This window comes from Micromonospora sp. NPDC050784 (assembly GCF_044456765.1).
GTDB classification, from domain to species: Bacteria; Actinomycetota; Actinomycetes; order Mycobacteriales; family Micromonosporaceae; genus Micromonospora; species Micromonospora foliorum.
This window is the reverse complement of record NZ_JBITGG010000016.1, coordinates 34,861-46,135: the sequence shown is the minus strand read 5'-3', so window position 1 is coordinate 46,135 and position 11,275 is coordinate 34,861. Positions and strand designations below refer to the sequence as shown.

Below are 11,275 nucleotides of genomic sequence, written 5' to 3'. Positions count from 1 at the left end.
CGGTAGGTTGCACGCCGTGGAGGAGATCGACCGCGCCATCGTCGCCGCGCTGACCGCCGACGGCCGTCTGTCGTACACGGACCTGGCCGAGAGGGTGGGGCTGTCGGTGTCCGCCGTGCACCAGCGGGTCCGCCGGCTGGAGCAGCGCGGGGTGATCAAGGGGTACGCCGCCCGGGTGTCGTTCGAGGCGCTGGACCTGCCGCTGACCGCGTTCGTGGCGATCCGGCCGTTCGATCCGTCGCAGCCGGACGACGCCCCGGAGCGGCTGGCCCACCTGCCGGAGATCGACTCCTGCTACTCGGTGGCGGGGGAGGACTTCTACCTGCTGCTGGTGCGGGTGGCCAGCCCCACCGACCTGGAGCGGGTGCTCCAGGAGATCCGCACCTCGGCGAACGTCACGACCCGGACGACAGTGGTGTTGTCCACGCCGTACGAGAACCGGCCACCGAAGATCAGCGCTGCGGCACCGAGTCGGTCGCGGTCCCGGGCGCCGGAGGAGCCGGCTGGTTCCACCGCAGGATGACCTGCCGGCCGTGTTCGTGACCGAGCGCGCTGACCGTGGCGGTTTCGAGGCGTAGCCGCCCACCTGCGGACGGCGGCAGGCCGATCCAGCGGGCACCGAGCACCCGCAGGCTGTGCGCGTGCCCGACCAGCGCGACGGTTCCCCGGTCGAGCAGCGGGGTGACGCGGGCCAGCACCCGGTCGACCCGTTCGCCCACCTGCGCGGGGGACTCCCCGCCGGGGCAGCCGTCGGTCCAGATGTTCCAGTGCGGATCGTCGTCGTGGATGTCGACGGTGGTGCGGCCCTCGTACTCGCCGTAGTTCCACTCGCTGAGGTCCTCGTCGACGCCGTCCACGGTGAGCCCGGCCAGCTGCGCGGTGCGCAGCGCCCGGGAGCGGGGGCTGGCCAGCACGGTGACGAAGCGCCGGCCGGCCAGGAACGCGGCCAGGGTGCGGGCCTGTCGCTCGCCGTCGGGGGTCAGCTCCAGGTCGGTGTACGAGGTGTGCCGCAGGCTGGCGCTCCAGGTGGTCTCGCCGTGCCGGATCAGCAGGAGCTCTCCCATGCGGTCAGTTAACCATCGTGGGCAGGCCGGACAGGCGACCCTTCCACAACCTATCGTCCTAGGATGCCTTACCGGATGTGCCGACCGGCACCGCCGGTTTCGGCACCTGGAGAGCGGGCAAGCGAGATCCGACAACCGCCAGACCGAGGAGGCGCGATGAGCTTCACCGAGAAGGCACGGAACAAGGTCGAGCAGATGGCCGGCGCCGCGAGAGAGCGCGTCGGCGACATGACCGACAACGAGCAGATGCGTGGCGAGGGCGCCAGCCAGCAGAGCGACGCGCGCGCCAAGCAGGCCGGTCAGAACGTCAAGGACGCCGGTCGCAACGTGAAGGACTCCTTCACGAAGTGACCTGAGCGGTCCACGGGTCCCCGGGAGGCATTGCCTGCCGGGGACCCGTCGCGTGTGCGGCCACTGTCGTCCGGTGACCCCGTGCCGCGTTCCCTGGTGTTGTTCGCGCTGGCCGCGCTGGGCTGGGCGTTGGTGGCGGCCTCGGTGCCCGTGGGCGAGGTGTCGCTGGTGGGCGATATACCAGAGAGTCATATTTGTGCCGCTGAGGTATAGCGCTTGCCGGAGCGGCCTCCCGACGGACGTAACGCGCGCCGCCGCCGGCGGCGCGCGGCGGGACGTCGGCACGTTGTGGTGGGCGGAGTTCGAGACGGTACGCGCGGGGCAGTGAGGCGGTTTCGCGTCTGCGATGATCTGCCGCGTGATCCGACCCCGGCTTCGCCCGTTGTGGTGTGTCGTACTGGTTGCGGCGGCCGTTGTCGGCAGCGTCGCGTGCACGGCGTCCCGGGTGCCACCGCCGGAGCGGCCGGTCTTCGTCGGCTCGTCCGCCTCCGCGGCCGTGCCGTCGGCGAGCGCCGTGCCGTCGGCCAGCGCATCGCCTGTGGTTCCGACGTCAACGCCTCCTGCCGCCTCGCCGGCTGTGCCGGGAGCGACGGGGGTGGGGACCAGGGCGCCGGTGGTGGATCACGGCCCGCGCACCGGCGCCAAGGTCGCGTTGACCTTCGACGCGGACATGACCGACGGGATGCTGGCCAGCCTGCGGGCCGGTCGGGTGAGGTCGTACGCGAACCTGCGCATCCTCGACCTGCTGGAGCGCGAACAGGTGCCGGCGACGTTCTTCCTGACCGGCAAGTGGGTGCAGCGGTACCCGGACGTGACCCGGCGGATCGCGAAGAATCCGCGCTTCGAGTTGGCCAACCACACCTACGGGCACGCGGCGTTCACCGCAGACTGTTACGACCTGCCGCGGCTGCCCGTCAAGGAGTTGGCCGGCGATGTGGCGAAGACGTTCGAGGTGATCGCGCCGTACGGCGGTCGGCAGACCCGATACTTCCGGTTTCCAGGGTTGTGCCACGACGCGGCGGCGCTGGACGCGTTGGCGCCGCTGGGGGTGACGGTGGTCGACGGGGACGTGGTCAGCGGTGATCCGTTCGCGACGGCGTGGAAGCCGTTGGTGCGGGCGGTGGTGGACCACGTCCGCCCCGGGTCGGTGGTCATCATGCATGTGACCGAGGCGAACGCGGCGATGACCGATGAGGCGTTGCCGCACATCCTGGCGGGGTTGCGTGAGCGAGGGTTGGTGCCGGCGCCGTTGTCCGAGGTGCTGGCCGGCGGCTGAGGTTCAGCTTTCCCGTTTGTCGTCGATGGTCAGGACGATCTTGCCGCGGCGGGATCCGTGCTCGGCCGTCTGGTGTGCGTCGGACGCCTTCTCAAGGGGGAAGGCCGCGTCGATCGGCACCCTGAACCTGCCCTCGGTGAACAGTTCGGCTGCGGTGGGGAGGCCGTGGCGACCGTCGGGTTCGCCGCCCAGTTGCCCCGTGGAGAGGCGGACGCCGTGGGTGGGGGCGGTGAAGTCGGCCAGGGTGAGGACCGCTGTCGGGTCGCCGGTGAGGTGGAGCAGTTCGGTCAGCGACCCGGCGCCGGCGACGTCGAGGGCGCGGTCGATTCGGGTGACGCCGAGGGCGTTGAGGCGGTTCGTGAGGTCGGGCCCGTAGCTGACCGGTGTGACCCCGAGTTGGCGGAGGAAGTCATGGTTGTCGGCGCGGGCGGTGCCGATGACGTGGATGCCGCGGGCGGCGGCGAGTTGGACGGCGATGCTGCCGACGCCACCGGCGGCGCCGTCGACCAGGAGCGTCATGCCGGGCCGTAGGTTCAGCAGGTCGAGGGCTCGGGTGGCGGTCTCGATGCTGGTGCCCGCCGCGCCGGCCTGGGTCCACGGCATGGTGGTGGGCTTGCGCGCCCAGAGCTGTAGTACGGCGAACTGTGCGCTCGCGCCGCCGAGTCTGGCCAGTTCGACGATGCCGAAGACGTGGTCGCCGAGGGTCACGTCGTCGACGTCGTCGCCGATCTCGTCGACGATGCCGGCCGCGTCGACGCCGGGGATGTGTGGCAACGGTAGGTGGGCGGCCATCGGGGTGCGGCCGGAGCGGAGGCCGACGTCGACGGGGGAGACCCCGGCGGCTTGGACGCGAATGCGAACCTGGCCGGCCCGGGGCTGTGGCGCGTTGGTGGTGCCGAGGTGGAGTACCTCGGGCCCGCCGAACCGGTCGTACTGCACGGCGAACATGGGGCTCCTCTGCCTGGGGTGACGTGGTGGTGGTCGTACCGTAGGTCGGAAACGGAGCGACTGTTCCGCTGTGGGGTCAAGTGAGACGGAGTCCGGTCGGAGATGTCTCGGATGCAGCGTGCCGATGCCCGGTCCAACCGTGGTCGGGTGGTGGCGGCGGCACGGGAGGCGTTCGGGTCGGCGGGGCTTGAGGTGCCCATGCGGGAGGTGGCGCGACGGGCGGGGGTTGGTGTGGCGACCCTGTACCGGCATTTCCCGACGCGTACGGAGTTGGTCGCGACGGTCCTGGCCGAGCGTGTCGAGGACTGCGGTGCGCAGATGCGCCGCGCGCTCGGCGACCCGGACCCGTGGCGGGCGCTGTCCGGCGTGGTCCGCGAGTTCGCCGAGCGGCAGATCCATGACCGGGCGCTCAACGAGGCGCTGTTGGGTCCGGGCGAGGTGGGTGCGGCGTTTCAGGAGGAGCGGCGGGAACACGCGCAGGCGTTGAATGTGCTGGTCGTGCGGGCTCGGGCCGCGGGTGTGCTGCGCGACGGCGTTGACGTGGACGACGTCCGCGCCGGCCTGTTGGCCATCGCGTCGCTACGGCGGTTGCCGGCGACGACGAGCGCCCGGGTGATCGGTAGGGTCGCGGACCTCGTCCTCGCCGGTATCCGTGCCTGACGGTTGGTCAGTCGTCGCGGTGGTCGGCCCACCACTGCTGGCCGTCGGCGGGCAGGGTGTCGATCGGGTCGTAGTAGGCGTAGCGCTTGTTGAGCGCCTCCAGGTCGGCGGATTCGATGGAGGTGCGGTAGTTCTTCGTCCAGTAGGAGATGCCGCGCTCACGGTCGTAGTCGGTGAGCATGTGCACCCAGCGCTTCCCGACGAAGGGGACGTCGCAGACGATGCGGGGGGTGGCGTAGCCGGGGAGGTAGCCCATGATGTCGTGCTGGAGTTGCTGGGCGTGCCAGACCGGGACCCGCCAGTGTTCGGCGTTGGGGATCATGTCGCACATGTAGAAGTAGTAGGGCAGGATCCCGGCTTCGCCCTGTAGGGCGAAGCAGAGGTCGAGCAGTTCCGGGGTGGTGGCGTTGACGCCGCGCATGAGCACGCCCTGGTTGCGGACGTCGCGGACGCCGACGTCGAGGGCGGTCTGGGCGGCCTTGGCGACCAGTGGGGTGAGCGACTGGGCGTGGTTGACGTGGGTGTGGATGGCGAGGTTGACGCCGCGGCGGGCGGCGGTGCGGGCGACGCGCTCCAGGCCCTCGACGACGTCGGGCTGGAGCCAGTGTTGGGGCAGGCCCATGAGGGCTTTGGTGGCGAGCCGGATGTCGCGGACCGTCTCCAGTTCCAGCAGGCGCATGAGGTACGACTCGAGGTTGCGCCAGGGGACGTTGGCCACGTCGCCGCCGGAGACGACCACGTCGCGGACGCCGGGGTGGGCCTTGAGGTAGGCGATGTGGGCGTCGTAGCGGTCGACGGGCTTGAGGGTGAGCTTGAGTTTGTCGACCGCGGGGGTGGAGTTGCCGACGAGGTCCATGCGGGTGCAGTGCCCGCAGTACTGGGGGCAGGTGGAGAGCAGTTCGGCGAGGACCTTGGTGGGGTAGCGGTGGGTGAGCCCTTCGGCGACCCACATGTCGTGCTCGTGGAGGCTGTCGCGGCTGGCGTAGGGGTGTGAGGGCCAGTCGGTGCGTCGGTCGGAGGCGACCGGGATCATGTAGCGGCGGATGGGGTCGGCGAGCAGCGCCTCGGTGGTGAGGGTCGCGAACGGCACCATCGTGTTGATCATTTGTGGTGGCACCAGCATGGACATGGTGGCCAGGGCCTTCTGGTCGGCCTCGAGGTCGGCGTAGAAGGTCTCGTCGATGAGGTCACCGAAGACGGCGCGGAGCTGCTTGGTGTTCTTGACGCAGTTGACGCGCTGCCACTGGGCGGATTCCCACTGGTCGCGGGTGACGTGGCGCCAGCCGGGGAAGCGGGTCCAGTCGGGCTCGACCAGGGGGCGGCGGTGGTACTCGTAGGGCTGCCCGGCGGTCGGTGCGGCGACCGGGGCGTGACGGGGTTGAGGGATGGTCTCAACCGGTTGGGTCTGGGTCACGGCCCCTCCTCGGTGTTACGGCTGATCATCGAAGCCCGAAGGCTACTGGAAAATATTCGGTACAGAAACTAGTCTGCCGTAAGTTTTCCCGTTACGCGAGCCTTGACCGGGGCTTCGAACGGCTGGCAGGGGGAGGTTGGCGTGACGTCACCGGTGGGACTGCACCGCGTCGTGCAGCCGGCGGGGGTGCTGCCGCAGGCGGCCTGGCGCCTGGACACGTCGGCGGCGATCGCGCCGAACGAGGTGCGGATCCGGGTGCAGCGGCTCAACCTGGACGCGGCGAGCTTCCGGCAGTTGTCGGAGAAGCACGGCGGGAACGGTGACGCGGTCCGCGCCGAGGTGCTGGAGATCATCGCGACCCGGGGGAAGATGCAGAACCCGGTGACCGGGTCGGGTGGGATGCTGATCGGCACGGTCGAGGAGGCCGGTCGGCGGTCCCCGCTGGGGCTCAGGGCGGGGGAGCGGGTCGCCACCCTGGTGTCGTTGACGCTGACGCCGCTCGTGATCACCGATGGGTTGGCCCGCTGGGACGGGCGCAGCGAGCAGGTGCCCTGTGACGGGTGGGCGATCCTGTTCGCGCGGTCCATCGCCGCGGTGCTGCCCGACGACGAGGACCCGCAGTTGTCCCTTGCCGTGCTGGACGTGTGCGGGGCGCCCGCGCTGACCGCCCGGGTGGTGTCTCGCTACGTCGAGGAGCGCCAGCGAAGCGGTGATCCGACGCCGGTGCGGGTCGCGGTGATCGGCGGGGCCGGTAAGAGCGGGTCGCTGTCCCTCGCCGCGGCGCGACGCGCGGGCGCCGCGCGTACCGTCGGGGTGGTGCCGGTGGCGGCGGAGCGCGACGCGCTGACGGCCGCCGGTCTGGCGTCGGTGGTGGCGTTGGCCGACGCGCGTGACCCGGTGGGGTTGTCCACGGCGGTGACCACGGCGCTGGGTGCGCCGGCGGACGTGACGGTGGTCTGCGTGGACGTGCCGGGGTGTGAGCACGGGGCGGTGCTGGCCACCGCGGACGGCGGCTCAGTGATCTTCTTCTCGATGGCGACGAGCTTCTCCGCGGCGGCGTTGGGCGCGGAGGGGCTGGCGGCGGACGTGACGATGCTGGTGGGCAACGGGTACGTGCCGGGGCACGCGGAGTTGGCGTTGGGGCTGCTGCGGGCCGAGCCGGGGGTGCGTCAGCTCTTCGCGGCGCGGGTCGCGGCAGACTGAGGTCATGACGAACCCCTCGACGTTGTACCGCGGCGGCGTGCTGCACTGCCCCGCCGACCCGAGCGCCACCGCGCTGCTGGTGTCCGGTGGGCGGATCGCCTGGTTGGGGACCGACGGTGACGCGCCGCCGGCCGACCGGGTGGTGGACCTGGATGGGGCGTTGGTGACGCCGGCGTTCGTCGACGCGCACGTGCACGCCACCGACACCGGGTTGGCGTTGTCCGGGCTGGAGTTGTCCGGGGTGCGCTCGGCGGGTCAGCTGCTCGACGCGGTGGCGGGGTTCGCGGCGGGCCTGCCGGCGGACGCGGTGGTGCTGGGTCACGGTTGGGACGAGTCGGGCTGGTCGGATCCGACGTTGCCGGACGCGGCGGCGCTGGACCGGGCCGCCGGGGGCCGGCGGGTGTACCTGTCGCAGGCGTCGATCCACTCGGCGCTGGTGTCGTCGGCGTTGCTGGCGGCGTGCCCGCAGGCGGCGCAGGCGGCCGGGTACGACGCGTCGGGGTGGTTGCGGCGCGACGCGCACCACGTGGTGCGGGCGGCCGCGCAGGGGTCGGTGAGTCGGGCGCAGCGGGTCGCGGCGCAGCGGGTGGCCCTCGCTCACGCGGCGTCGTTGGGAATCGCCGCGGTGCACGAGTGCGGTGGTCCGGAGATCTCCGACGAGGAGGACTTCACCGGTCTGCTGGGCATCTCCGGCGCGGGGTTGCCGGAGGTGTACGGGTACTGGGGTGAATTGGGCGGCGCGGCGCGGGCCCGGGAGTTGGGCGCGGTCGGCGCCGGTGGGGACCTGTTCGCCGACGGGGCGTTGGGCTCACGCACGGCGCACGTGTCGCAGCCGTACGGCGACGGTGACGGCTGCGGGCACGGGTACGTGTCGGCCGAGCAGGTGCGTGACCACCTGTTGGACTGCGCGGCGCACGGGATGCAGGGCGGGTTCCACGCCATCGGCGACGCCGCGATCGGCACCGTCCTGGACGGGTTCGCGGCGGCGGCCCGGACGGTGGGGGTGGAGCGGTTGCGGGCGGCCCGGCACCGCATCGAGCACGCGGAGATCATGAACAAGCAGTTGATCGCGCGGTTCGTCGAGTACGGGGTCGTGGCGAGCATGCAGCCGGCGTTCGACCGGTTGTGGGGCGGCGCGGGCCGGATGTACGAGACGCGGTTGGGGTTGGACCGGTCGTTGGAGTCGAACCCCATGGGTGCGATGCACTCGGTGGGGGTGGCGTTGGCGTTCGGGTCGGACTCGCCGGTGACGCCACTGGACCCGTGGGGGTCGGTGCGGGCGGCGGTGGCGCACCACAACCCGGCGCAGCGGATGAGTGTGCGCTCGGCGTTCGCGGCGCACACCCGTGGTGGGTGGCGGGCGGTGCACCTGGACGTCGAGGGGGTCCTGGCGCTGGGTGCGCCGGCGACGTTCGCGGTGTGGTCGACGCCGGCGGGGGTGGAGCGGGGTCTGCCGGTGTTGCAGGCCGAGGACCCGGAGCAGCGAGGTCCGGACGACCCGACGCCGCTGCCGGTGTGCCGGCGCCTGGTGCTGCGCGGTGAGGTCATCTACGAGGAAGGGTCGTCGTGAGCGAGCGGTTGATCGATGTGGCGGGGGCGACGGCGTGACCGGCAAGCTTGATCTTGATCCGGTGCTGGTGGCGCGGGCGCGGGAGTTGGCGCGTCGGGCCGGGCAGCCGGTGGTGGACCTGGCCCGCAGCCACACCACGGTGTCGGTGGAGCGGGCGGTCCTGCGGTTGGCCGGGGTGAGCGGCGCCGACCCGGACGGCATCCCGTGGGTGAACCGGCTCGTCGACGCGGTCGCCGCGGATGTGGGGTTGGGGCACGGGGTGGCGGTGCCGGTGTTCGACGCCCTGGTCCGGGAGGGCAGCACCGACGTGACGTTGCTGGCGCAGAAGGCCGCCGCCGGGTCGGTGCGGTTCACCCAGCCCACCGGGCGGGCGGCGACGGCCGCCCGGTCGGCGGCGCGCAAGGCGGTCGGCGCGGGCATCCGGCGCATCGACCGGCGGCGCGCCGAGCGGGAGCGTCTGGTGAAGCGCCACGGCGACCCGGCGCAGCGGCCGTGGATCTACCTGATCGTCGCCACCGGTGATATCTACGAGGACATTCCGCAGGCGCAGGCGGCGGCGCGCGCCGGCGCGGACGTGATCGCGGTGATCCGCTCGACCGGGCAGTCGTTGCTGGACTACGTGCCCGAGGGCGCGACCCGGGAGGGGTTCGCCGGCACGTACGCCACGCAAGAGAACTTCCGGCTGATGCGCGCGGCGTTGGACGAGTCGTCGAAGGAGGTGGGCCGCTACGTACGGTTGACCAACTACGCGTCCGGGCTGTGCATGCCGGAGATGGCGACCCTGGCCGGGCTGGAACGCCTCGACATGATGTTGAACGACTCGATGTACGGGATCCTGTTCCGCGACATCAACCCGGTGCGGACGTTCGTCGACCAGCGGTTCTCCCGGCAGGTCCACGCCCGCGCCGGGATCATCATCAACACCGGTGAGGACAACTACCTGACCACCGCGGACGCGGTCGACGAGGCGCACACGGTGACGGTGTCGCAGCTGCTCAACGAGTTCTTCGCGCACGAGGCGGGGTTGGCGGACTGGCAGTTGGGGTTGGGGCACGCGTTCGAGATCAACCCGGAGGTGCCGGAGTCGTTCCGGTTGGAGTTGGCGCACGCATTGCTGGCCCGGGAGTTGTTCCCCGACGCGCCGTTGAAGTGGATGCCGCCGACGAAGCACATGACCGGTGACGTGTTCCGGGGCAACCTGCTCGACGGGTTCTTCAACCTGGCCGGGGCACTGACCGGTCAGGGCATCCTGCTGGTGGGGATGATGACCGAGGCGGTGGTGACGCCGTGGTTGTCCGACCGGGACATCGCCCTGCAGAACGTGCGCTACGTCCTCGGCGCGGCCGGTGGGCTGCACGAGGACTTCGTGCCCGCGCCTGGCGGGTTCATCCGCCGCCGCGCCAACCAGGTCCTCGGTGAGGCGCTGGACCTGCTCGAGCGCATCGGGGAGCAGACGCTGCTCACGGCGATCGCCGAGGGCACCTTCGGGATCATGAAGCGGCCCGCGGACCGCGGTAAGGGCCTGTCCGGGGTCGCCGCGCACGAGGCCGACTACTGCAACCCGGCCACCGACATCCTGGAGGCCGCCGCGTGAGCGGGGAGAAGCAGATCGTGCGCCCGTACGGGGACACCACCGGCGACGGGATGGTGCAGGTGTCGTTCACCCTGCCGGTGACCCACGACAAGCGCGCCGAGGGCGCGGCGGTGCAGTTGGCCAACAAGATGGGCATCGACCCGGCGATGGTGGTGCACGCCAAACCGATGGGCGACGGGTTCACGTTCTTCGTCGTCTACGGGCGGGTCAACCACCTGGTCGACCTGAACGCCGTGCAGGTGGTGGAACGGGACTTCGCGCTGCTGTCGGCGAAGGACGTCAACACGGTCATCAAGCAGCGGTTGCGGCGCAAGCTGTCGGTGGTCGGGGCGTGCATCGGCACCGACGCGCACACCGTGGGCATCGACGCGATCCTCAACGTCAAGGGCATCGCCGGGGAGAAGGGCCTGGAGTACTACCGGGAGTTGAAGGTCACCAACATGGGCGCGCAGGTCAGCGTGCCGGAGTTGGTGGAGACCGCCCGGGCGGAGAAGGCCGACGCGGTGCTCGTGTCGCAGGTGGTCACCCAACGCGACGCGCACCTGCACAACACCCGGGAGATGTCCGCCGCGTTCCGGGAGGCGATGCCGGCGGGGCGGCGGCCACTACTGATCGTCGGCGGTCCCCGCTTCGACGAGACGATGACCGACGAGTTGGGCGTGGACCGGATCTTCGGCCGGGGCACCACGCCCGGCGAGGTGGCCAGCTACCTCGTGCACGCCCTGATCACGCAACGGAAGGCGATGGTATGACCGACGCACGGCTCGGGTTGACGGTGACGCACCGGCGGTATGTGCCGTACTCGCACGCCCACTACGCCGGCAACCTCGTCGACGGGGCGTACGCCCTCGGGTTGTTCGGCGACGTCGCCACGGAGGTGTGCATCCGCACCGACGGCGACGAGGGCCTGTTCGCCGGGTACGCCGACGTGCGGTTCCACGCTCCCGTGCACGCCGGGGACGTGGTGGAGGTGACCGCGCGGGTGGCGCGGGTGGGCACCCGTAGCCGCACCCTGGAGCTGAGCTGCGCGGTGGTGTGCCGGGGCCGCCCGGACCGTTCCGCGTCCGCCGCCGAGGTCCTCGACCCGCCGGTAGTGGCGGTCACCGCGACCGGCACCGTGGTCGTTCCCGCCGCCAGCGTGAGTCGCGAGGAGTGAGCCGGGGTTGCGAGCCCCGCAGTCGCGAACACCAGAGGC

At 71.4% G+C, this 11,275-nt stretch carries 12 protein-coding genes; 9 read left to right on the top strand and 3 right to left on the bottom strand.

The features are described 5' to 3' along the window. The first annotated feature begins 16 nt into the window (after positions 1–16). The gene (locus tag ACIBD9_RS21715) at positions 17–523 is read left to right on the top strand and encodes an Lrp/AsnC family transcriptional regulator (protein ID WP_355430675.1); all 507 of its coding nucleotides are present in this window, start codon (positions 17–19) and stop codon (positions 521–523) included. Here the strand turns inward: ACIBD9_RS21715 and ACIBD9_RS21710 are convergent. Then, entirely contained in the window at positions 453–1,064 is a 612-nt protein-coding gene (locus ACIBD9_RS21710; RefSeq protein ID WP_238660603.1) for a histidine phosphatase family protein, read from the bottom strand. The two genes, ACIBD9_RS21715 and ACIBD9_RS21710, sit on opposite strands and share 71 nt — an antisense overlap. Before the next feature lie 156 nt (positions 1,065–1,220). On the opposite strand from ACIBD9_RS21710, the gene ACIBD9_RS21705 reads away from it, so the two are divergent. Beyond that, positions 1,221–1,415: a CsbD family protein gene (locus tag ACIBD9_RS21705; RefSeq protein ID WP_396720184.1), complete on the top strand. Its 195-nt coding sequence runs from the start codon at positions 1,221–1,223 to the stop codon at positions 1,413–1,415. A 616-nt stretch (positions 1,416–2,031) separates the two neighbouring features. Next, positions 2,032–2,691 carry a polysaccharide deacetylase family protein gene (locus ACIBD9_RS21700; RefSeq protein WP_396720182.1) on the top strand — a complete coding sequence of 220 codons (660 nt, stop codon included), beginning with the start codon at positions 2,032–2,034 and terminating at the stop codon, positions 2,689–2,691. A gap of 3 nt (positions 2,692–2,694) precedes the next feature. Here ACIBD9_RS21700 and ACIBD9_RS21695 read toward each other — a convergent pair whose 3' ends face one another. Then, on the bottom strand, positions 2,695–3,639 hold the full coding sequence (locus ACIBD9_RS21695; protein WP_396720180.1) for an NADP-dependent oxidoreductase: 945 nt from the start codon (positions 3,637–3,639) through the stop codon (positions 2,695–2,697). 111 nt (positions 3,640–3,750) lie between these two features. Between ACIBD9_RS21695 and ACIBD9_RS21690 the strand changes: the two genes are divergently transcribed. Further along, complete coding sequence (locus ACIBD9_RS21690) at positions 3,751–4,299, top strand: TetR/AcrR family transcriptional regulator (RefSeq protein WP_396720178.1); 549 nt, start codon at positions 3,751–3,753, stop codon at positions 4,297–4,299. Positions 4,300–4,306: 7 nt separating this feature from the next. Here the strand turns inward: ACIBD9_RS21690 and ACIBD9_RS21685 are convergent, their stop codons facing one another. Continuing rightward, positions 4,307–5,713, bottom strand: a complete 1,407-nt coding sequence (locus ACIBD9_RS21685) for a KamA family radical SAM protein (RefSeq protein WP_396720176.1) — start codon at positions 5,711–5,713, stop codon at positions 4,307–4,309. Positions 5,714–5,866: 153 nt separating this feature from the next. On the opposite strand from ACIBD9_RS21685, the gene ACIBD9_RS21680 reads away from it, so the two are divergent. Genes ACIBD9_RS21680 through ACIBD9_RS21660 form a run of 5 tightly spaced genes read left to right on the top strand, consistent with a single transcriptional unit; the run spans position 5,867 to position 11,236 of the window. Next, entirely contained in the window at positions 5,867–6,916 is a 1,050-nt protein-coding gene (locus ACIBD9_RS21680) for a zinc-binding alcohol dehydrogenase (RefSeq protein WP_396720410.1), read from the top strand. A gap of 4 nt (positions 6,917–6,920) precedes the next feature. Beyond that, a complete protein-coding gene (locus ACIBD9_RS21675; protein WP_396720174.1) occupies positions 6,921–8,486 on the top strand; it encodes an amidohydrolase in 1,566 nt (521 codons plus the stop codon). 34 nt (positions 8,487–8,520) lie between these two features. Then, positions 8,521–10,080, top strand: coding sequence for a lysine 5,6-aminomutase subunit alpha (locus tag ACIBD9_RS21670; protein ID WP_396720172.1), 1,560 nt, complete (start codon positions 8,521–8,523; stop codon positions 10,078–10,080). Next, positions 10,077–10,832 carry an OAM dimerization domain-containing protein gene (locus tag ACIBD9_RS21665; RefSeq protein ID WP_396720170.1) on the top strand — a complete coding sequence of 252 codons (756 nt, stop codon included), beginning with the start codon at positions 10,077–10,079 and terminating at the stop codon, positions 10,830–10,832. The genes ACIBD9_RS21670 and ACIBD9_RS21665 overlap by 4 nt, the downstream gene beginning before the upstream one ends. Then, positions 10,829–11,236: a hotdog domain-containing protein gene (locus ACIBD9_RS21660; protein ID WP_387166494.1), complete on the top strand. Its 408-nt coding sequence runs from the start codon at positions 10,829–10,831 to the stop codon at positions 11,234–11,236. Before ACIBD9_RS21665 ends, ACIBD9_RS21660 begins: the two co-directional genes overlap by 4 nt. The last annotated feature ends 39 nt before the right edge of the window (positions 11,237–11,275 follow it).

Excerpts from the sequence above, each read along its gene's own strand:
- ACIBD9_RS21710 (WP_238660603.1), bottom strand. The coding sequence starts at position 1,064 with ATGGGAGAGCTCCTGCTGATCCGGCACGGCGAGACCACCTGGAGCGCC.
- ACIBD9_RS21705 (WP_396720184.1), top strand. The coding sequence starts at position 1,221 with ATGAGCTTCACCGAGAAGGCACGGAACAAGGTCGAGCAGATGGCCGGC.
- ACIBD9_RS21695 (WP_396720180.1), bottom strand. The coding sequence starts at position 3,639 with ATGTTCGCCGTGCAGTACGACCGGTTCGGCGGGCCCGAGGTACTCCAC.
- ACIBD9_RS21690 (WP_396720178.1), top strand. The coding sequence starts at position 3,751 with ATGCAGCGTGCCGATGCCCGGTCCAACCGTGGTCGGGTGGTGGCGGCG.
- ACIBD9_RS21675 (WP_396720174.1), top strand. The coding sequence starts at position 6,921 with ATGACGAACCCCTCGACGTTGTACCGCGGCGGCGTGCTGCACTGCCCC.
- ACIBD9_RS21660 (WP_387166494.1), top strand. The coding sequence starts at position 10,829 with ATGACCGACGCACGGCTCGGGTTGACGGTGACGCACCGGCGGTATGTG.